General features: G+C 34.8%; 13 protein-coding genes. 1 reads left to right on the forward strand and 12 read right to left on the reverse strand.

Translation table 11 applies throughout. The annotated features are described in order from the left end of the window. Positions 1-56 precede the first annotated feature (56 nt). The 9 genes from GKZ86_RS14620 to GKZ86_RS14660 form a co-directional block, all read right to left on the reverse strand. A complete protein-coding gene (locus GKZ86_RS14620; RefSeq protein WP_154783819.1) occupies positions 57-2,516 on the reverse strand; it encodes a polysaccharide lyase family 1 protein in 2,460 nt (819 codons plus the stop codon). A 19-nt stretch (positions 2,517-2,535) separates the two neighbouring features. Continuing rightward, positions 2,536-4,866: a DUF5703 domain-containing protein gene (locus GKZ86_RS14625; protein WP_317173608.1), complete on the reverse strand. Its 2,331-nt coding sequence runs from the start codon at positions 4,864-4,866 to the stop codon at positions 2,536-2,538. A gap of 200 nt (positions 4,867-5,066) precedes the next feature. Beyond that, positions 5,067-6,500, reverse strand: a complete 1,434-nt coding sequence (locus tag GKZ86_RS14630; RefSeq protein WP_154783820.1) for a sialate O-acetylesterase — start codon at positions 6,498-6,500, stop codon at positions 5,067-5,069. A 74-nt stretch (positions 6,501-6,574) separates the two neighbouring features. Continuing rightward, entirely contained in the window at positions 6,575-10,036 is a 3,462-nt protein-coding gene (locus GKZ86_RS14635) for a glycosyl hydrolase (protein ID WP_154783821.1), read from the reverse strand. Between the two features lie 202 nt (positions 10,037-10,238). Further along, positions 10,239-13,523 (reverse strand): glycoside hydrolase family 2 TIM barrel-domain containing protein, encoded by a 3,285-nt coding sequence (locus GKZ86_RS14640; protein WP_154783822.1) that lies wholly within the window; start codon positions 13,521-13,523, stop codon positions 10,239-10,241. Then, the gene (locus GKZ86_RS14645; RefSeq protein ID WP_154783823.1) at positions 13,523-14,650 is read right to left on the reverse strand and encodes a glycosylase; all 1,128 of its coding nucleotides are present in this window, start codon (positions 14,648-14,650) and stop codon (positions 13,523-13,525) included. The genes GKZ86_RS14640 and GKZ86_RS14645 overlap by 1 nt, the downstream gene beginning before the upstream one ends. A 136-nt stretch (positions 14,651-14,786) precedes the next feature. Continuing rightward, a complete protein-coding gene (locus GKZ86_RS14650; protein WP_154783824.1) occupies positions 14,787-16,457 on the reverse strand; it encodes a hypothetical protein in 1,671 nt (556 codons plus the stop codon). Between the two features lie 235 nt (positions 16,458-16,692). Beyond that, a complete protein-coding gene (locus GKZ86_RS14655; RefSeq protein WP_154783825.1) occupies positions 16,693-18,879 on the reverse strand; it encodes a family 78 glycoside hydrolase catalytic domain in 2,187 nt (728 codons plus the stop codon). 260 nt (positions 18,880-19,139) lie between these two features. After that, positions 19,140-19,355 (reverse strand): SymE family type I addiction module toxin, encoded by a 216-nt coding sequence (locus tag GKZ86_RS14660; protein ID WP_154783826.1) that lies wholly within the window; start codon positions 19,353-19,355, stop codon positions 19,140-19,142. Between the two features lie 163 nt (positions 19,356-19,518). Between GKZ86_RS14660 and GKZ86_RS14665 the strand changes: the two genes are divergently transcribed. Next, the gene (locus GKZ86_RS14665; protein WP_194632539.1) at positions 19,519-19,725 is read left to right on the forward strand and encodes a helix-turn-helix transcriptional regulator; all 207 of its coding nucleotides are present in this window, start codon (positions 19,519-19,521) and stop codon (positions 19,723-19,725) included. 110 nt (positions 19,726-19,835) lie between these two features. Here the strand turns inward: GKZ86_RS14665 and GKZ86_RS14670 are convergent, their stop codons facing one another. From GKZ86_RS14670 to GKZ86_RS14680, 3 genes are all read right to left on the reverse strand, one after another. Next, the gene (locus GKZ86_RS14670) at positions 19,836-20,810 is read right to left on the reverse strand and encodes a serine protease (protein WP_154783827.1); all 975 of its coding nucleotides are present in this window, start codon (positions 20,808-20,810) and stop codon (positions 19,836-19,838) included. Positions 20,811-20,976: 166 nt separating this feature from the next. Further along, positions 20,977-22,557: a sodium:solute symporter gene (locus tag GKZ86_RS14675; RefSeq protein ID WP_154783828.1), complete on the reverse strand. Its 1,581-nt coding sequence runs from the start codon at positions 22,555-22,557 to the stop codon at positions 20,977-20,979. After that, a complete protein-coding gene (locus GKZ86_RS14680) occupies positions 22,554-23,618 on the reverse strand; it encodes a Gfo/Idh/MocA family protein (protein WP_154783829.1) in 1,065 nt (354 codons plus the stop codon). The genes GKZ86_RS14675 and GKZ86_RS14680 overlap by 4 nt, the downstream gene beginning before the upstream one ends. Between the last annotated feature and the right edge of the window lie 17 nt (positions 23,619-23,635).

Below are 23,635 nucleotides of genomic sequence, written 5' to 3' on the forward strand. Positions count from 1 at the left end.
AAGAAAGTAAATAAAAAAATCTGCCCAAATCTGCAAAATCTGCGTGAAACTATTTTTTATTTAACGAAAAAATTAATTTTCCTGCTCATTGAATCTCCATCCGCATCTTTAACTGTAATTACGAAAGAAGCCAATCCTTTTCCGGTTGTATTGAATTCAATTGTATTTCCTTTTACAGTAACTTTTCCGTTTTTAACTTCTGAAAAAGAATAAACCGGTTTGTTTTCATATCCTTTGAAATAATCAATTGCCGAAAGTTCTTTCTTCTCACCAGCGTTTATAAAATAATGAGGTTTTGACATCCAGTCTAAATATTCATCCAATTGTGTGTAACCGTCTTTATCAATATCTGAATTGGTATCTGAAAAATCTCCAGCTTTTGAGTTTTCATTTAAATTATGTGCTACTTCCCACCAGTTTGGCAATCCGTCATGGTCTGTATCCCAATCTGAAGAACGTTTTTCAGAAGCATATTCAGATGAATCTCCTAAATCTTTATCAGAATCGATCATTCCGCCTAAACCACTTTTACTTCCTTTAAAAGTAAAAGTTCCTTTAAGGGTTTCTCCAATAATTCTATTATCGTGTTTATCAAAAAAGGGTTCGCTTGCCCCAACATCCGAAAGGACATTTTTATAAGCTGCTTTTGCACTTTCGGTTTTTACGAAAGATTCGAAAAATGGTTTATCAACAAAGGTTTCATACTTCACAATTTCATTATGTGAAATTGTAGCTGTTCTGCCTTTCTCCTGATTTTTTTCATCAAAATAGCCTTCCATAATATTACCTCTAAAATAATATTGTTGTTTTCCTTTTCCAACGCCTTCATGTTGTGCGTTTAAGGCGTAGAAGTATTTAGTCGAGGCGCCCGGTTTGTAATAATTATTTACAAAATTTACTTCGTTTGCTCCACCATCTGTAGTTCTTTGTCCCCAATTGTAAACCACATTATTTCTGATATCCAATCTTCCTGTGTAATATCCATCTCCATTTAAACCACCACCAATACTCCAGTTACGGCCGTAATTGTGAGCCAATAAATTATGGTGAAAACTACCTATATCACCGCCAATTGTAGCAGCAAATCCATGCATTTTTCCAACTTCATATTTGTCATGTCCAGCTACATTTAAAGCTTCAGAAATTAAAGTACGTTGCAATGTAATATTGTGAGCACCGCGTGAACTAAAAGATTCATCAATTGTCCAGCTAATAGAACAATGGTCTATAATACTATGATTGGCACCTGTAAGTCCCATTCCGTCATAGGTTTTTCCGCTTCCAATTCTAACTTTCAAAAATCGGATAACACCATCATTTCCAGTTAGTCCAACCGGAGCTTTACTTATTGTAATTCCTTCGCCCGGAGCAGTTTGTCCGGCAATTGTGATATACGGATTATTTACTACCAAACGATCTTCTAATTTTATATTTCCGGAAACATTAAATACAATTGTTTTAGGCCCTGAGCCATCATTTACTGCAGCTCGAAAACTTCCCGGACCACTATCATTTAAGTTATCAACCTCAACAATTCTTCCGCCTCTTCCTCCAACAGCAAAACGACCGTAACCTTCTGCTCCCGGAAAAGCCAATTGTGCAGGTTTGAATGACCAAACTTCTCCTAATGTTATATTTCCTTTATTATCGATTTCATCAACTCTCCAATAATAAGTTGTCATGCTGTATAAATCTGCTACAGTAAATTTAGTTTTGGTTTGTTTTCCTTTAAATTCGGCAGATTTTACTGTTGCATTTGTAATCGCATTTTTATTTGTTCCGAAGTATAAATTATGAGCAACCGCATCTTTTGATGATTCCCAATTTAGTATTAAACTTTTATCAACTACAACGTGCTCATTTGCATTTTCCGGTTTTGGAGAATGTGATTGTTTTTTCAGATTTGGTGTATCAATTTCAAAACCATTGATTACCAGTTGCTGAATTAAATCTGCAGATTTAGAATCTAATTCAAAACGAATCACTACATCTTTTCCCGCTTGTGCATTAAATACAATATATGATGTCGCTGCATCGATTGTAGCATTTGCTCTGTTACTTGGTGTTACGGTTTCGGCTAATTTATCATTTACAAAAATTTTTACCGGAGCAAATGTTTTTCCTTCGACTTTATCAAAAGTGTTATGAAAAGTCAGTAACGAATGTTGTCCTTCTTTTAATCCGCTTATTGTAAATTCTAAACTTTTATCGGTTACCAGACCATCACTTGCCAAACGGCTATAGAATGGCGCGCTCATTCCGACTTTATACCATTTTGAAGAAAAATTTCCTTTTAATTTGAAGGTAACATTATTAAATGTTTTTTCAGCTTCGGTTTGTTCGCTAATAGGCCACGAACTGTAATTAGGATCGCTTACTTCCTCTGTTCTTCGTCCCGAAAAATCGAAATCGACTTTAACAATTTGTCTTTCAGTTGTTTTATCAACTGATTGTGCTTGCCCGTTCGTTGCCAAAAGCATCGACAAAACTGCAGCACTTAATAATTTCTTTATCATTTTTGAGTGGTAATGTTAGTTAGTTTAATTTTTTCTTTTCTTCTATTGAAATCCCTAAGAGATTTATAATGTCTTTTTGTCTTTCCTTCGGAACGACTTTTATACTATTTATTATCCCGTTTTTAAGTTCTGCTTCTACGGTTGTGTTTTGAGAAGCATGTAATTTAAAATGAACGTTCCAGTCTTTTGGCCAGGCCGGAAAAAGATAGATTTTACCATTTGCTTCCTGCAAAAGCATTTCCTGCATTCCTATCATTCCTGCGCCGCCCCAATTATGATCGGGAACCCAATCAAAACCCGGGCCCCAAAATGCGGGAAATCTTCGATCTGAATTAGCCATTTTTAAAGTATTATATTTTGCAGCTTCTTCTGTTAATCCTAATCTTGCTGAGAAAATATTGTCTTGTTTCCAACCAATATGACTTCTGAATTTAATTGCATCTGAATCATATTTCCATGTATTTAAAGCAGTTTCAAGATCTGGCTTTCCAATTCCGTAAATTCCCCAAGGAAAAACCGGATATAATTGTGGCACTTCAGAATTATTTACGCGTTCCCACGTTTTTGCCGGAACTAATACTTTGTGATTGTCAATTTCCCCAAAATTTAAAGGCGGAATCCTGGTTTGAAAACCTTTTAGATATTCTAAATCTTCTTTAGATAATTGTTCAGAAGAAAGATTTAAAAGATTTTCTGTAACAACTTTTAAAGCCGAAATTGTGCTGTTAGAATTATAAGTCATCTTATACGTTTCGGCACCAGAACCCGGATAAAGAATTAATTTTCCATTTCCATCCAACCCTTTTCTTCCTCGTTGTTTGGCGAGATATTGATAATGCTCATCAAAAAAACGAAGACAGCTTATGATAAACGAATTGTATTTTTGAATATCTTCTCCGGCATATTCTTTTTGTTGTAACATCATTTGGCAAAACTCAAAAACAGTATCCCATTCATATTCTAACCAAGCGTTATATTCCATTCCCGGATCGTAATCTGCTGGGCGTTTCCATTCGTATTCTGCAGGATTTGGTAAACCGAAATTTTCCAATTGTTCTGTAAACGATGCTCCGTTATGATTCCAATAAACCATACTTCTTAACTCGGCATTTTTCTGTAAACTCAGATAATAATTTAATTGCGATTTCATCATATCAAAATCACCACTTTTCACCATCGGAAAATAAACCAATCGCTGGTTTTGAGCTGTCATTGTTCCGCCGCCCCAATTTCTGAAATCTGGTGTGAAATTTAAGTCCGGGTTTGTAAAAACAGGATCGACAGTAAAAAGTCCGCCGTTAAATTTTGTTGGATATTTTCCGTAAGCATTACAACCTAACATATATCGGAATAATTGATAATTTTGACCCATTTGATAAACTGAATCTTTCTCAATCGATTGATTTTTTTGAGTAAAAATAAAACTGCGGTTCCAGAAATCATTCCACCATTTTATAGTGTTTTTTTCTGCTTGTTTTGAAGTGTTTTTATTTGCAGAAATTTGATTTTTCAAACCATTATTCCAAGCCTCAAAATCAGATTGGCTTGTATTTAAATAAAGTTCTAATGAATGTTTTTTTGAAGGTTTTATACTCGAAAGATTAAAACCTTTAAAATCTGTATTTTGATAAGTTCCTGAATAAGTTCCGTCTGGTTTTAAGTTACTTCCCGTAATAAATCCGCCAAAAGTCAAATTCGCCAACGGATTCATCATTTGATCTTTTACCGATTCCATTTTTTGTTGCTTTACAGTAACATCAAAAACAGTATTTTCTCTATTTCTGTGATAAAATTTTATACCGCTGTTTTCAAATGAAATCGAATCTTTGTATGTGATTATTTCTCCTTGCGGCGCCCATTTATAAGAATTGGCATTATTTGCTTTTCCTTTGGATTCTCTGTTTTTATAACGCCAGCTTTCATAAGAAGCCGTCATTTTTAATGCATTTCTACTTTCTAAATCGAAATGAATTATCGGTTTAAAAACGTCTACCCAAAGTTTGATTTTTGTATTATTCTGATCAATTAAAATATAACCGTCCTGCAAAACCAATTCCTGATGAAAACCTTCGTTATCCTTAAACGGATTTGGCATTAAAGTTACTTTTACACGGCCTAATTTCAGCAAAGTATTGTGTTCATCAAAAGTGCCGCTTCTTGAAAAATAAAAATATAAATCTCCTTTTTCTACCCAAACATTCAAACCAATGTCGCCACCGCCCAAAGGCATCGATTCTGATGCATTGTTACTTTGCGTATTCCAAACCTGATTGTAATTTTTAAGCACAGGAATTTGTGCTTTAGCTAAAAGCATTGAAAAGAGAAAAAATAAAATTATTGTATTTTTCACACTTATTTATTTAGACGTAAAATTACTTAAAAATGGAGAACCACTTTATATTTTAATATTTTATAATCTTGTATTTTTTCTGTTAAGGAAAGACCTGACAGCTATTAGGTAGCTGCCAGGTTTTATCCAAATTTTAACTAATCAATTTTTAACAATTAATGAATTGATTAGACTAGATAAATTATAAAAGGTTTAATCGACTACCATTCATTTGTTCGAAAAGATGAAACCGGCAATCCTCCCGTACTAAAAAGTTCTGCTTTTACAAAGTCTTTCCATAAATAACGAACGGCAACTGGCTTAGTTACTTTATCAGAAGTTAATACCACCGATTTTCTTCGAACCACTGTTTTCGCTGGATAAAACACTTTATCTTCTCCTGCAATTTCAAAACCTGTTACTTCTTTCTCATAAGATGTAATTCCGTTGGCAACATCATCAAAAGAAACGGTTACTGAACCATCTTTTATTTCCATCGATTTATATTTCGGACTTTCAAATTCAAAACCTTCAATTCCGTATGTTCTCGCCAAAGCCTGAAAAGCCAATCGGTTTCCTCCTTTTTCCTTGTCCATTGGGTGAATGTTATTTTCTTCTCCAATATCCATCAAAACTGCCATTCCTGAATTCGGAATTTCCTTTGAAGCATTCAATTGTGCTTCTCTTATATAAGCTGAATTGTATTTTTCTAAATAATCTTTTGGATGAAATGACGCATAATTAAACGGTGCAATCTGAGCGAAATAAAAAGGAAAATCTCCTTGTTTCCATAACGTTCTCCAACTACTTACCATTTTTTTCATTAAAGCGGTATATTCAGAAGCTCTTTCGTAATTTGATTCTCCCTGATACCAAATGCAGCCTTTTATTCCGTAACCAATTACCGGCGAAAGCATTCCGTTAAACAAAGTTGTCGGTACACGATTTGGGTCTTTTGCTAATTCTTCTTTTGTTGTTGGAATTTTAGCGCTTGCAAAATCTTTCAGCATTTCCTGATTCATCCAGGCTTCCATACTTGAACCTCCGTATGAAACATGAATTAATCCAACCGGAACATCTAAAACTTCCTGCAAAAGTGAACCGAAATACCAAGCCGTTGCACTAAAATTAGCGGTAGATTTTGGCGAAGCAATTTCCCATTTTCCTTCAAAATCTTGTAAAGGTTCTAAAACTGTCGCTCTCGGAACCGTAATTAAACGAATGTTTTTATTGGTCGATCTTACGATAATTTCATTTCCGTTTTTTACTGGCTGACCCTGAAAACCTTTCAAAGGCATTTCCATATTTGATTGTCCTGAACACAACCAAACTTCACCAATTAATATGTTTTTAATGATTATCTTTTCGGTTCCTTCTGTTACTTCAATCGTAAATGGCCCGCCTGCAACAGGAGTTTGCAAAGCAACATTCCATTTGCCTTGATTGTCTGCTTTTGCTTTATAGATTTTAGCGTTCCACGAAGTTTTTATGGTAATATTTCCGTTCTTCTCTGCCCAGCCCCACATTGGCGCATTCGACTTTTGCTGCAACATCATATTATCCGAAAACAAAGCCGGTAATTTGATTTTTGCACTGGTTTGAAAGCTTCCTAAAACAACAAGAAGCGCGATTATTAAATTTTTAAAATGTTTCATTATATGATGCTTTTTTGCCACGAATTCACGAATTATTCTTCATTATAATTTTAAAATAATTCGTGAATTCGTGGCTATTTTTTATTTCTTTCTTTCACAATCATAACCGGTCCAAATAATCCCGCTTTCAACAATGGCGTCTCTTCCAATCTAAAAGGTGCGGTTGTCCAGGTTAATCTTTCTTCTTTTGGTAATTTTTGATCGCCAATTAATCGGTTTGCCCAAGTATTGGTGATTTTTATTTCTAATGTATTTTTTCCTTTTTTAAGTGCTTCAGAAATATCAACTTTATAGGGAAAAGTCCAAAGCGTTCCGCAATCTTTTCCGTTGATTGTAACTTCTGCGATATTGGCAATTGCTCCTAAATCGAGCCAGATTTTATCCATAGTTTTTCCTTTCCAGTTAAACTCTTTTTTATAAATAACAGTTCCTGAATAATATTTAATTAGATCATTTTCAGATGTGCTCCAATCAAAAAGTTTAGCTGTTTTTACCACATCTTTTGGTCCGTGAAATGCCGGATCAAATTGCAAATTCCATTTTTCATCTAATGTTTGAACCGTTTCAAATTCAGAACCTTTTTGAAATCCTTGGGCTAAAATCTCTTTTGTTTCTTCTTTAAAAATTACAAAACCAGATTCATTTGAGTCTAAATTTATGGATACAATAGTTCTTCCGTTTTCGATTTTCCAATTTGCTAATGCTGAAGTTTTATCTGTTACGGGATTATACCATTCCGGTTTTTTTCCGGTAATTCGAAACGAAGCTTCAAATTGTCTTTTTACTGCATTTTGATTGGAAAGAAAGTAAACATCTTCTGTTTCAGATTTACGATGTGTCCATGCTAAAGTTTCAGAATCGGTTCTGTTTAATTTTGGAAAATAAATATCTTGTTCAATTCCGATTGACGCAAAATCATTTCCTAAATAGGGCAATTTAATTACTGTTCCTTTTCCGATTTTCCATGAAGCTGCATTTGAATTAGTATTCCAAATTTCATTCAAAACATTCTGCCATTTTTTATGATCTGCTTCTGATTGAATTCCGGGTTGTAAATCTGGTTTTTCATCAACAAAAACAGTTGCGCCATCTTTTATTAGTTGCAATATCTTTTCGGCCACAGCCAAAGAAATCATTTTATTAGGTGCCATTTTATGAGTTCCCGGAAATAATAAAGCGCCATATTCAATACTATTGCTGAAAACTACTTTTCCATTTTCAACTTTTGTATTATTTAATAAAACATCTGCATTAAAAGAATCGTATTGATAACCGTTCATGGGATTTATCCATTGTGATAAATCGGTAGAATTTTTAGTAGAACTTACTTCTTTTGGAATCTTAATACTTGGTTGACCTTCATTTTTCAATCGAATGGCTTCACTTTCTAAACGTGCCACCCCGAAAATATTCGGAATAAAAGGAACCAATCGATCCGGAAGAACGGAACGCGATGGTAAATCTTCGCCAATAAAAACGGCCAAATCAATAACCGGTTTTCCTTTCTGTAATTGAAACTGAACTCTCTGACAATAATCAACCCAGGCTTTTCCTGGTTTCCACCACGTTTGATCTCTTTGAAAATAAGATCCAACACCATCTAAAGTCATTCCGGGTTTTCTGTCCGTCCACGGATTATGTACAAAAACGTGATAGAAAAATCGGTTAATTCCCAAAGCATAATTTCGATCTGCCAACGTTTTAAGATTTCCCGGATGTTCATCCCAATCCATTTTTAATTCGGTAAAAGCTTCGGCCTGAATTATATCTTTTCCGTAAATATGTCCGCCTGAAATAGCATCCAGCATATCATTTGGTTTATCATGCGTTGGGCTTTTCAACCAAAATTCACCACTTGGATAATCGACATGTTTAAAATGCAAAAGTCCGTCGCTCATCATGGTTGGCGCCACGTTTTCTGAACTAAATTTTACATTTGATTTTTTAGCCACATCTGCCAGTGTAGCGAAAAAGTTATCAGAAACCAATTCTGCGATTGTTTTTCTTATATCATAAAGTACTTTCTCAGAAGTTTGAATATCGTTAATTGGAATCCCTGCCATAACGGGCAAATAATCTACAATGTCATAACCTCGTCTTGTTTTAAACTCATTTCTAAAAACTGGTGACCAGTTTTGACTGCCACATTCCCAACTATCGATATGAAGAATTTTGACCACTTTTGAAGCCAATTCCGGTCCTGCAGTTCTCAACATTTCGCCAAACCAATGATCGAGTTGAAAACGAACAGCTTCTGCATTAAATTTATCAACTTCTAATCCTCTTCCTGCGCCTGCGGTTGCATTTTCGTGGCCTGTAGAAGTATATCCGAAACGAATAATTCGCCAATTTTCGTTTGAAGCAGTTTTCCAATTCAGAATTCCTTTTTCATCAACAAACTTCGAAATATTAATCATTTTTGACGGATCAATACAATCGGTTTTGTTTATTTGTTCTGAAGAGGTTTCTGGACTTAAACGCCAAATTGCACCTGATTTTCCCTGATAATTATCTATTAAAGGTTCGTTTGACAAAAGTATTTTTGAGACTTTTAATCCCTGATTCCATTTTGCCGGATCTAAATCTTCTGCTCCCGGTTCTGTTCCTTCAGGATCATATACAAATCTGAAATATTTGGCTTTTGTCGGGATAATGCTGTGTGTATAAAATGCATCCGAATCTTGCCAGCCGTGACGTGGTGTTGTTAATCGGCCAAGGCTTTTAAAGTTTTTACCGTCGTCACTAACCTCAACAATCAAACGATGCGCCTGAAAATTATTTCCTTTGGTTTCGATTTGAATGGATTTGCATAAAAACGGCTGATCAAATTCGTATTGTACCCAGCCTTTTTCTTTCAATCGAAATTGATCGTCTTTCTTTACATCACTTAAAAACGAAGCATCAAAATCAGCAATTGTAGAAGTAATTTTTGGTTGATTTTGATTTGATGTGCTATATGTTTCTTTTACAGGAATAGCAAAAGTTGCTATATCTTTATAATAGTCTTTGTAATGATTTGGGATTGGTAATTGTAAATTTTTAGTGTTATTTCCGTTTACAAAAATATCAGCCCAAACTACTTTTTGCATTGATGTTTCGGGCGTTATCCAAGGTCCTCCGGCTACGGCAAAACCATCTGCGGGATGAAATGCGATTTTAACGCCTAAACGATCTGCTTCTGTCAAAGCCCATTTTACTAAAGTCCAGAATTCTTTGCTCAATTGCAGAACCGGCGGATTCATCAATGGCGGATTTGACGGGCCTTTTATGGTCATTAAATATGCGCCTCCAATTCCGGCTTGTTTCATTGCTTCTAAATCAGCTGTGATGCCTTCTTTAGAATAGGCACTTTGCATCCAATACCAATATACCCAAGGTTTTGAGGATTCGATTGTGGGTTGAAAAGTTGTGTTTTCTTTTTTATGGATTTCCTGTGCGGAGACAAAGCCCGCAAGGAGTAACAATACAGTCGAAAGTCGGAAAGCCGAAAGTCGAAAGTCAAATCTAAAAAGAAAAAATTGTTTTTTTTGAAACATTGCTTTGCTTGTTTTTTCTTTTGTCATCCTGACGCAGGAAGGATCACACGCGAAACTCCACACAGAGAATCGTCAATCTTTGTCGAGCTTCTGGTGTGATCCTTCGTTCCTCAGGATGACAAACTATATCTTTAATCTTTAAACGAAAATACCTAACAGATTTTATCCCGAGGCTTCGGGACTGTTAGGATAAGATCGTAATTTAAAATTTAAACTTTTTCAAATTCTCTTCCAAACCATTTTTTGATGCTTCGAAAGGAATTAGATAAAAACTATATTGATAATCTCCTGACTTAATTTGATATTGTTCTAAAGGCTGTGCAACTGATGTCCAACTGTCGTTTCCTCCAACTCCCATTTGGATCAAATCGATATTTACGGTTAAAAATCCGGGATCTTTTAAATCAAAAGTATGTTTGGCAGCGCTTAAATTTTCCTGCGTGTACGGCCATGCGCTCATGCTTAAATTCTTTTCGCCTTTAAAAACCAACAATCCTTTATTTTTCTGAGGTGTTGTAAAAGCCATCCATCGTACTTCGGTTCTGTTTGCATTTTCCTGAGGCTTTACATAATGTTCCAGAAAATCATTTATTGGCAATGAATATTTCCCCACAAATGATCCAAAACTTCTGTCGATATAATTTTCTAATTCTCCTTTTCCGTACCACGAAATTTGATCGAATTTTCTTTGAACACCCATTTGCATTCCGATTTTTGGAATGTTTGGTAATTTGTTTGTTGCTTTTAAATTGTAATCAACTTTAATAACTCCATTTTTATTGATGTTATAGACTACACTTACATTTGCACTGTCTTTTATAACTTCGTAATTGCTCGTAATTTCCACTGCGTCAATTGATGAAGTCATTTTAGTATTTACCAATTTTGATTTTGCCTGATACCACGGTTTTAATACTTTATTAGATTTCCATCCTCTTTTGTCATTATCTGTAAGTGGTCTGACAAAATTAGGAAGCAATGGTGCAAAAACTTGTTCTTCGCCATTGAAAACATAAGAATTCAATGCGCCGTTTGCTTTGTTTATTTTGATATCAAACGTTTTTCCTTTGATTTTAAAATCTGAATCTGTTTCTGTCGTTTTTACCTCAACATTGTTTTTCTTCTCAAAATCAAAAGAAGTATCTGCTTTTTTCAACAAGAATTGATCTTCCGCGACAGCGTAACCTTTTGTTGCCCAAAGTTCATCTTTTGAAAGTTGGAATTCGATATTCAGAAAATATTCCGCATCCTTTTTCAATTTTGGCAAATATTGTTTTAGATCTAAAATGGTAGATTGTCCTGCTTCAAGATTGAACGGTTTTAATATTTGGCTTTTAATAACATTTCCGTTTTCTAATATTTTTAAAACCGGAATATAGTCTGCCAACGATTTTACGGCCTGACGATTTTTAATTTCTAATTGAAAATCGTTTTTTAAGGTACTTGTTGCGGGTTGATAAATCCATTTATTTTCATAAATTGAACCTTTTGGTTTTCCGTTTGAATCAACAATTCCTTTTGTATTGAAATTTCCGTCATGGTATTTTTCTCCAAAATCTCCGCCGTGAGCAAAAAATTCCTGACCTGTTGCCGGATCTTTTTTTAATAATCCCTGATCTTTAAATTCCCAAATGCAACCGCCAATAACTCTTGGAAGTGAACGGAATTCATCCCATAATTCTTTAAGATTTCCAACTGAATTTCCCATGGCATGAGAATATTCTACAAAAATAATTGGTCGTGTATCTTTCTTTTGATCGACTAAAAATTTAGGTGTAAAAACGCCCGGGTAAAAACGGCTCACCATATCTACATACGGTTCGTCTTGCGGGTTTTCAAATCGATACGCGTGATCGATTGTTTTAGGATATCTCGGATCTAGCGGATCTATATATCCGTCTAATCTTGGATTTCCTTGCGCTGGTTCGTAATGCACGGGGCGTGTAATATCGAAATCATGAACCCAACCTGACATTGCAGCGTGATTTGGTCCTTTTCCGCCTTCGTTACCCAAACTCCAAAAAACTACTGATGGATGATTTTTATCTCTTTCGACCATTCTGGTCATGCGCTCTAAATAAGCATTGGTCCATTTTGGGTCGTTGCTTAATTTTCCGCCAATTCCGTGTGTTTCCTGATTGGCTTCATCCATCACCATGATTCCGTATTGATCGCATAAATCGTAAAAATATGGATCGTTGGGATAATGACTTGTTCGGATAAAATTGAAATTGAATTTTTTAATGGTGGTAATATCTTCTTTAATGTCTTCTCTTGTAACGGCTTTTCCTCTTGTTGGATGTTGGTCGTGACGGTTTACGCCATAAACGTAAGTTTCTTTTCCGTTGATGAGCATTTTTCCATTTTCCTTGGAGAATTCGATAGATCGAAAACCAACTTTACAGCTTTTAACTTCTGTAATATTTCCGTTTGGATCTTTTATCGACATTACTAAAGTGTATAAATTAGGTTCTTCAGAACTCCATTTTTTTGGATTGCTGATGTTTTCCTTAAACATTCCAAAACGAACATTATCTAAACGCGGATAACTTTCGTTGATCATATCGATAACTGGTTTTTGAAGCGGTTCTTTAAATAAAGCCACATTATTGGCATCGTATAATTGTGCCTGAAATGTATAATCTTTGATTTTTTCGCCTGTTAGATTTTCTACTTTTGGTCGCAATTGAAAAGATGCGTCTTTGTATTCTTTATCTAATTTTGTTTGATAAAAGAAATCCTGAATACGTAATTTTGGTTCGGCCATAATAAAAACCTCACGCTGGATTCCGCTTACGCGCCAGTGATCCTGATCTTCAAGATATGAACCGTCTGTCCAGCGAATTACCTGAACCGAAACTACATTTTCTCCTTCTTTTAAATAAGGTGTTATATCGAATTCTGAAGGAAGGCAGCTATCTTCTCCGTAACCTAAAAATTCTCCGTTTAGCCAAACCTGAAAACCAGAACTTACAGCTCCAAAATGTAACGTTACGGTCATATCTTTCCAATTTTCGGGAACGGTAAAACTGCGCTGATACGAACCAACTCCGTTATAATCTTTAGGAATATAAGGCGGATTTATTGGTCTGAACGGATAAACGGCACTTTTATAAATGGGAATATCATAACCTTTTAATTCCCAATTTGATGGTACTTCGATTTTATTCCAACCGGCAACTTTTCCTTTATAGAAATCTTTGGATGCTTCTTTAAGATTTGAAGCATATTTAAAATCCCAATCTCCGGTCAGCATTTTAAGTCGGCTTTTAGTTCTGTCACCTTTTAATGCATCTTCTATATTGGTATAAGAATATGCTGTTGCTCTCGATGGTTGTCTGTTTATACTTGTAACCGTTGGATCTTCCCACGGTGCAAATTCATATTTTTTATGTAGTTCAGGAATTCCTGCGGGTTCACCTGTAACGGATTGTGCTTGGGCAATTACCCCAAACAGAATAAAAAATAGTACTTTAAAATTATTCATTATTTCTTTTCTTTTTTCTCTGGCGGTGCCACAAAATTCATTTCACTTTTTCCTAAATCTTTAGAGGTTGCGACTGCAATTCCTCTTTGTTCTGCTTTGTTTACGGCACAATAAAAGTGATACACTACTCCATTATATTTTACAACAAATGATTTATGAGCAAACATGTTATCATAAGGTTCAGATGATTTAACTAAATCCTCGCCTTTCCAGTCGGTCCAGTTTACTAAATCATTCGAAACTGCAAAACGGTTAAATGCACCTTGATTCCAACCCGTCCAAAAAGCTCCGAAATAGAACATCACCCAAGTATCATTAATACGCTGAATATATGCATCTCCTGAAATTCCTTTATGATGATTGATTAAAGGTTTATTGCCATAACGCTTCCATTGTTTCATGTCATCCGATACTGCCATAGCAATACGCTCTGCGCCTTTAGCCGGATTTATACTATCGCCACGGGCATTATAATACATGACAAAATTGTGTCCCGTCATCTTATCTTTATCACGAATCACACTGTTTTTGTACATCGTGCTATTATCCCACCATCTGGCGTCTTTGTCTTTTGGAGTTAAAACCGGATTTTCTAATCTCTGAAATTCGTGAGGCTTTGTCGGCGCTTCTTTGGTATAGGCCATTCCGATAGATAGAATTCCTGCTTCGTAACCTTTGCTGTCTCCACCAAAATAACTCATCCAGTATTTGTCATCGTATTTTTCCCATTCGTAGCTTCCGCCCCACGTTGGGTCTTGCAACGAAATATATCCAGCTTTTTGGTTCACGTCCCAATGTTTTTCATTTTCTGAGAAAGACATTACTTTTCCTAAATATTTCCAGTCTAAAAGATTGTCGCTTTCTGCTAGCCAGGTTTCATAACCTCTTCCATCATAAATTAAATACGTCATATACCATTTTCCGTCTTTTCTAAATACGCTTGGGCAATCCATTTTGTATGAGTTGTCTGTTGGTACCATTACCAAACCGTATTTATAAGGTGTTTTTACTTCGTTATAAATCTCCTGCATTACGGTTTCGTTGATTTCTCTTTTCTTGTATTTTTGAGTTGCACAGCTCGTTATGAAAAGCGCTGAGATGGTTAGTATTAGGTATTTAATTTTCATTTTTACATTTTTTTTGCCACGAAGGCGCTAAGGCTCTAAGTTTTTTTTGTTTCACGCAGATTTTGCAGATTTAAGCAGATTATTAATTGATTTTTATCTGCGTCAATCAGCTAAAATCTGCGAGATCTGCGTTAAATTATTTTTTTAATTCCTTCAAACGTGATTCCATTACGTCTTTATTCAGTTTTACTTTTACCATTCCTGTTGGATGAAATCTTCTTTTTAAATCGATTGCATTATAAACTATGGTGTAAACGTCATTTCCTTCTGGGATTAAACACAAAGGCGTTCTCATAATATCCCACCATTTATTGACTTTTGTTTCTATTGGAAGATATCTTGCTTCGCTCCAATTTTTACCATCTTTTGATAATGAATATCCCATCATATTGGGTAAATGATGTCCCCAACCGTCAGGGCCTCCATCAAAAATGGCGATGTATAAACCGTTTGGTAACTGACTCACAATTGGATTTTCTACAAAAAAAGGATGTATGGTTTTAATCGGATTACTGCCGTCTTTGATTCTTGACCACGGCCCTTCTAAACTTTTCGATTCGGCTAAAGCTACAAACCAGCCTTTTCCTGTTTTCTTGGGATAATCTGCCCATGAATTAAAAGGGTAAGCTCCGCTGTAAAATCCAAAATATTTATCGCCGACTTTATATGGGAAAAATGAAGCAACTCCTTGTCTTCCTTCCCAAGGTTCTGAGTCTAATCCCGGCTCCATGATAATTCCCATATCTTTGTATGGACCTCCAATTCCTTCCATTCCATCAACGGTTGATTCGCAACGCCAGATTCTTCCGAAAGAATGATTGGGTTCTATTTCTTTACTAACGGTATACGCCAAATAATAGCCGTACCATTTGTTTGCTTTTTCATTAAAAACAGGCATATACGACCAAATTGCAGCACGACGATCATTCATTGGGTTATCGTCTTCGGTTACGGCGTATGTTCCGCTTGCTTGGTAAATGGTGGATTCTCTTTTCCAGTGGATGGCATCTTTACTTGTCCAGTGTCCGATTCTGGTTTTTACACGATCGTAATAATAATCTACTCCTTTTTCTCCAGCTCTTTCGGTTGGAAACATATGATAGGTATCACCAACTTTTACGACACGTCCGCCCTCAAAACCGCCTTGAATTCCTTCTGTACCAGACATTTCTTCATCAATAACGGGTTTGTTTTCTCCTCCGATAATTTCGAAAAGTGGTTTTTCATCTGAAAATCCTTCAACGATAAAAGTTGGGTTCCAAAGTTTTCCGTCTGGGAAATTGGCATTTCTGAACTCTATTTTTTCAGAAGCTTTTATAACTCCTAAAATAGCGAATGATCTGTTTACTGGATTAATTTTGTGCGTTCCTTTGGGATAAGAAACAGCATACACATTTATAGGAGATAAACCTGTTACTGTTAAACCATTTTGAAGTACCATTTTAACAGAGTTTAAAGGAGTAAATTCAGCTGTATCTATCTCCTCAAAAACACCAATCAAAAGCTGAACGGGTTCTTTGAATTTTAACTGTAATGGAGAGTTGGTTTCTTTTTTATATTGATCTAAAGGAACTTCAATCCCAGTTAAACCTTGTAATTCTGAAGCTAAACGAACAATATTATGTTTACTTCCTGAAAAAGCGTGTGCATATTGTGTAGTTTTGAATGTTTTATGATTGGATTTTACAATTTCAAATGATGCTGGTTTCCATGGAGTTGTTTGTGCTGAGGCTTGGATGCAGACAGTTAACAGCATTAGGAATGCGGTTCTTAATTTGAAGTTGTGTTTTTTGTTTTTTGAAAACATTGATTTTATTTTTTCTGTTTTTTGTCATTTCGACGGAGGAGGAATCACACTAGGAATTCCGCAACTATAATCAACAATCTTTGTGGAGCTTCTTGCGAGGATTTCTCGCCCCTCGAAATGACAAAACTGGTGTGACAATCTTTGTGGTTACGAGTGTGATTCCTCCTTTCAGTCGGAATGACAAACTGGGTGTTATAAACTATCAGCTAATCACTCATAACTTATAACTTATAACTCACAAAGCCTTATAACTCACTTTATATTCCACATTCGGTTTCACAATCAACTGATATTTATTTTTCGCTAATTCTGTAATTGTTCCAGAGTTTGTTTTTGGTTTTCCTGAACTTTCAAAAATCAATTTTCCTTCTCCTTCAGCGGCTTTTACTTTGATTTCTTTGGTGCTGCAATAAATTTCAACTTCACCGTTTGGCGTTGGCACTTTTCCTTGCATCCATTGTAAACCTCCAAGATTTGGTTTGATTTCATATTCTGAATAACCCGGAGCGGTTGGTTTTATACCCAAATAATATTTTCCTAATAGATAAATTGGACTAGAACCCCAGGCATGACAAAGACTTTTTCCATAAGGTCGTCCGTACATCGCTAAATGTTCCGTTCCTTTTTTGGCTGGATTGTATTCTTCCCAGAAAGAAGTTGCTCCTTCATTCAACATTCCGCCCCAATAATTTTTCATTTCTTTCAGCACATAATCTTGTTCGCCCATAGCGCACAACGCTTCCAGCTCGTAAAAACGCATGTATGGTGTAGTGATTTTAAGAATATCATCATTGAGTAACACCTTCTTTTTTATACTTTGTTTTTGTTCTTCATTAAAATAATTAAAAAAAATACCGAACATATTAGCGTATCTGGTTACAATATCCTGCATTTTACCGTCTATACGCTGGTGTTTCATAACGTTTTGTTTTTTATCCCAAAACACATCAAATAGTTTTGTTTTTAAATCATCCGCTAATTTTTGATACTGTTTTTGGTCTTCATTTTCACCTGCAATTTTAGCACTAACTGCCATGGCTTCTAAACTTCTTGCTAAAAGCATTTGCTCAAAACTAACCTCGCCCTTTTTTGGTAGTCCGTCTGCCCAGTCAATAAAAACCCAATCGCCTTCTAATGGTTCCAGGAATCCGTTTGTGTTTCTTCTTTTTAGGCAGAATTCCATAAGTGATTTCATTCGCGGATAAAAAGTTTTTATAAATTTCGTATCGCCCGTGTGTAAATAGTAATCGTAAACGCCCACAAACCAATAGAGCGAATAATCCATTATGATATTAATATGGGCCGTTACTGGTTCTTTGCCACGAAGAGCCAACAGGGTTCGTTCTACAGAAGCCGAATCAAAGAATAAATAATAATTCATTAAATAACTTTGATAAGCGTCGCCAGACCAAACCCAACGGTCGCGTTTAATTCCGTCTATAAAAAATTCACGAGACGTTAAATGCATCGTGTAAGCCGACACATTCCAAATTTTATTCAATTGTTCATCCGAAGATTTGAATGCTCCACGATAGTCTAATGGTAAATATTCATAAAGCATCGAAATAGAATCGTATTTTACCGTTGCATCTGCTTGTACCTGAACATAGCGGAATGCTTTCGATCCATTATGAGTGTAAGTTTCCGGCTGTTTTCCATCAAAAGATAAATGATCTAATGTTTCACATCTGGCAGAATCCAACGCTTCTTCACGAGATTCACCATAATAAAGTGCTACTTTACCTTTTCCTTTTAAACCGTGAATTTTAATATAACCAAAAGTTTCTTTACCAAAATCTACTAATTCACCAGTTCCTATTTTTTCTGTTTTTTTTGCACTCAAAGGTTTAGTTGTTAGCTTAAACTCAGAAGGTTTATTTTCTGGCAAATTAAAATTCCAAGAACCAACAGGCACCCATGGCGTACCGGATTGTTGTGCTTTTCCGGTTTCATCAATCCAAAGTTTATCTTCATTGGTCACTTTCCAGGAGGCATCAGATTTAAGATATTTACCCGCAATATAAATAGCCGGCAATACTTCTTGATTATATACTTTAAAGGAAATTTTGTGTTTCCCAGCAGGAATTTTTATTGATTTTGGTTGTCCATAAACCTGAACACCATCTAAAAGTAATTGAAAAGGTCCTTCTGAATATATTTTTGCCTCGTCTGGTTCTGGAATATCTACTTCTGTTTGAAAAGTTACCAAAGCGTACGGACTGTAATATTGCCAAAGCGGCGGAAATACTGCTTCGCGTTCTGTGCGTCTTACTTGCATTTTATTGCTTAACCAAACTTCAAAATCACCTGGATACCAGATCCATGTCGCTTCTTTTGGTTTTTCTTGTGCCAATAGGAAATTAGAAGAAAATAAAACACCAAAGACAAGGAAAATTTTAAAAATTAAAAAGCGGTTTAGCATAGTTAGTTTATTTTGGGACTAAAGATAAGTGTTATTTTTACATTTCACAACCTGTTGTGTCCTGTTTAACATCTTAATTTAACCTAAATAATAAATTCACTATAATTTTATATCTCTTTTTTTATGTAATTCATTAAATTTTAATTGATTTTTGTTTGAAATGATAATGTGTTGTCAGATTTATCATTCATTGAAAATGTGTCGAATAAAAAATACCTCAAGAATGTTGAGGCATTTAAAATTTATTTAAAGAATAATTTTTATTGTCTGGTTTGTGATCCTTCAATTTCATTATTGGCTGTAATAATGATTTTATTTTGCTGATGTTCAATCGTTACGAAACTCCCGTAATTAAAACCGATTTTCTGAAGCCATTTTCCGCAAAGACGTATTTCTGGAAATATAACGTATCGATTATATGATCTTGCGATATGCTTTGGCTGGATTTTTAATCGTCTTTTCGCTGATTGCTTCATTTCATTTTTATTTCATCGAAACAAAAATAGTAAAAATTATACTACAAATAATATTTTTTAGACACTAAATTATTGTTTTAGGGCAATTTTGAGTATTTGAAATATTCTTTTTCTTATATTTAAATTATAAGATATTTGCATGAAATATCAATAAATCAACATTGTGTCGAAACTTAAATTAAATAGAATAAAAGTTGTTTTAGTTGAAAACAATCGAACCAGCAAGGAATTAGCTAATCATTTAGGTAAAACTGTATCTACTGTTTCGCGTTGGTGTACAAATGAAGCTCAACCTTCTATTGAAACGCTTTATGAGGTTTCTAAATTTTTGAAGGTTGATATTCGGGAGTTGTTGGTTTCTACGAAATAAAAACCGCATTCCTGTTTAGAGAAAGCCTTTTACATTTGTATGGTGATAAATTAAATACACAATAACGAAGTTAATAGTCATTAAAGTTGTTTAATGTTTATATACATTCTTTAAAATTCATTTATGTATTTTGCATTTAGACCAGTTGCATATCCTAAACTTTTATTTAAATCAAGATCTTCTGTATCATTCCATGTTAAAGTAACCTTCTGACTGCGGTTTTGTGTCGAAATTCCAATTAATTTTCCATACTCATTTATAATTGGTCCTCCACTATTTCCTGGTCTTAAAATACACGATAAAATAATACAATCAGTTCCATCCAAATAATTATCAACAATACTACTTACCTCCCCTAGATTTGCCATTAAGAATGGTTTAGAGGATAATGGGATTGGCGGATAACCAAAAACAATAACTCTTTCTGTTAGTATTATGTTGTCTTCAGTCGTATGAGGAAAAAAGTCAAAACTCTCTTCTGTAGTTAATTTTATAATGTCAATTTTATCACTTGGATGTGGAGTAACTTCAGTTACGGTATATTTTCTACCACCTTCATCTTCAATATAGATTTTTTCTTTAATAAGTTCTTCATAAACATGTTTGCAGGTTACAATTGTGTTTAGATCAATAAAAAAACCAGAACCAATATTAATATCGTCAGTAATTTTTAAATTATTACGTTTCCAAAAATTCGCTTTGTAATGAATTGAATTTACATAATTATTATATTCATTTGCCTCAAATAAGTACTTGCCTATTTCTGTTAGGATTACTTTTCCATCTTTGTTTTCAATTAAACCAGATTTGAATGCAATTGAAATCTTTTCCTCTAAAAGAGGTTTAATATAAATAGTCATCCAACTCAATGATTTGAATAGTTCATCAAGCAATTCTATGTCTAAATTTAGTAACTCTGAAAATTCATCGTAAATAGCATTGTGCTTTTCGATGTCCAATGCTGGTGATTGATCCGATTGCCATTTTAAAATATTTTCACGTCTTTCTGAACTGTCTGAAAGATTATAGCTATTAACAAAGTGTAAAATACTTCCTAGGGGATTTTGAATTGAGTAATATGTCATCCTAAATTTTTATTTGATTTGCATTACAAACTACATATTTGATTAAAATTTATTAATTCTCATTATGTAGTTAGACTTTTACAAACCTAATTATTATTTTTAAATTCAGGAAAATTTACACAAAAATGCTTTACAAAAAACGTTCGATATAAAATGATAAATCTATTTAATTCCCATTAAAAATAAAATACAAGCTAAGAATCACAACTCCCAAAACAGTAAACAATAACTTCACTTTTTTACTAGTTTTAGGAATATCAGTTTCATCTGAAAAATTAACTTCAGGATTTTTATCTGCTAATGAAATAACAATCGCAGATACTAATAAAGTTGCAAAAATGTAAAACGAAATCAATAAAAAGTGAGGCCAAACGGGATATTTATCTGCAGGGAAAATCCATAGATATAAAACCCCAACAAATAAACTAAAGGCTGAACCCCAGGATAAAGTTGCATTTACAGCTTTTTTGGTGGTGCGTTTCCAGAAGATACTCAGCAGAAAAACCACTGATAAAGATGGCGCCAGAAAACCTAAAACGGCCTGAAAAATATTGAATAAATTTTGTCCTTTTATATTGTCAATCGCAACGGCAATAAGAATTGCAAATAAACATCCAACGGCAATTGTGACACGACCAATTTTAATTTGCTCTTTTATTGAAGCATTTGGATTTATTTTTTTGACATAAATATCATTGGTAAAAACGGTACTTAATGCATTTAATGACGAACCAATTGTTCCGACTAAAACAGCAATCATAACGCAAATAACCAAACCGTTCATTCCGCTTGGAAATAAATTTGTTACCATTGTCATGTAAGCCAAATCAGAATTTTTTCCTAATTCAGGATATAAAACATAACACAAAATTCCCGGTAGAATAAACAAAGGCAAAGCCATAACTTTTAGCCAACCGATAAAATTAACGCCAAGTTGTCCTTGCTCCAGATTTTTTGCGCCCAAAACACTCTGCACCATCGATTGATCTGTACAGAAAAAAGCAACTGCCGCAACTGGATATCCTAATAATATTGCCGGCCAGGGATAATGTGCTTCGTTTGCCGGCTGCACCAAATTCCAGAAATTAGGAGGCGTTTTTGCAATTAAAGCGCTGATTCCTCCCACTTTTTGCAATCCTAAATACGATAATGTTAGCGAAACAACAATCAATAAAATCATCTGAAAAACATTCACTTTGGCAATGGCTTTCAATCCTCCTGCGAAAGTAAAAATTCCGGAAAAAATGACTAAAACGGTCACACTTTGCCACATCGGAATTCCAAGAATCTGGCGTACTAAAATTCCTCCGCTAAATAAACCTAATGACAACCAGCTTACTAATATTTTGACTAAAGCGTACCAGGCTAAAATATTTTGTGTGCTATCGCCATAACGTTTTCCCATATATTCGGGCATTGTGCTTACTTTGCTCGCAATATATCTTGGTGCAAAAACCATTGCCAAAAGCAATAGAAATACAAATGCGTACCATTCGAAATTTCCAGCTACAATTCCGGTTGCGTAACCAATACTTGCAAAAGCCAATAATGATGACGGACCAACATTGGTTCCCCACATATTAAAACCGATGCTGTACCATTTTAGTGAATTACCGGCGAGAAAAAGTGTTTCGTTTTTCTTGCTTTGTTTGACACTTACGACATAACCGATAATTAATAAAGCTGCCAAATAAACGCCAACAATTATAAAATCGAGCGTTGTTAATTTATCGTAGATGCTGTTCATAGTCCGTATTCGTTAAGAATATCAGCTATTTTTACTGGCATTCCGGTTTGTAAAGATTTATCCATTGCTTGTAATAAAGCTACAGTTCCAATTCCTTCTTCCATGTTTGGATAAGCTGTAAAATCCTGTTCGATACTGTCTGCGAAATATTCTAGATAATTTTGATATTCGCCTGCATGATGGCTTTGTCCTTCAAAACGGAAATAATGTTTTAAGGTTGAATCGCCCCAGGTTATTACTTTTTCTTCTCCGGTTTTGTCTGTAACAGCATAACGTAATTCATGATAATCTGCCTGGCTTGCGCCTTCGGTCGCTCTTAAAATCGTGCTCATTCCACTGTCTCTTTGTGCAGGCTGCGTTGGCGAAGTATACACGCCGCTTACTCTTGCAATTCTTCCGTCGGTTGCTTTGAAGATAAAGTGCATTGTGTCTTCATTTTTTAATCCGGCAGCGCTTCCGTTACTGCTGATCATTCCGTAACCCATTACTTCCTGAATATTCGGCAAATACCATCTGATAAAATCAACAGGATGACTTAAACCTCCGTAAAGCCATTTAAAAGATTGCAATAAAGACCATTCTTTTTCTAAAAACCATCTATGATCAGCATGATAATGCGCTTCGATGGTGATTAAATCGCCTATTAAACCTGCTTCAAAATCGGCTCTTTGTCTTTTTGCTGGTTCAAAAAATCTTGAACTTTGTCCGATGAAAACTTTCTTTCCGGTTTTTTTGCTTAATTCTATTAATGCTGCCGCATCTGAAAGATTATCAATAAATGGTTTTGTACAAACGACATGTTTTCCGTGCAGCAAAGCTTGTTTAACATGTTCGGCATGCAGATGATCCGGTGTGTAAATTGCGATTATATCGATTGTCTGATCATTTAATAAATCGGTGTAATTTGTTGTATACGAATGGAAATCAAATTCTTTTGCTCTTTGTTTACACAATTCCTCATTTCTGTCGCAGACTTTTACGAGTTCTAATCTTGAACTTTTTAAAGCTGCCGACATTGTGCTTCGTCCTTCTCCGAGTCCTAAAATGGCAATTTTTAACATGGGTTGTGGTTATTTTA

The organism is Flavobacterium sp. LC2016-13 (assembly GCF_009707955.1).
Classification (GTDB): domain Bacteria; phylum Bacteroidota; class Bacteroidia; order Flavobacteriales; family Flavobacteriaceae; genus Flavobacterium.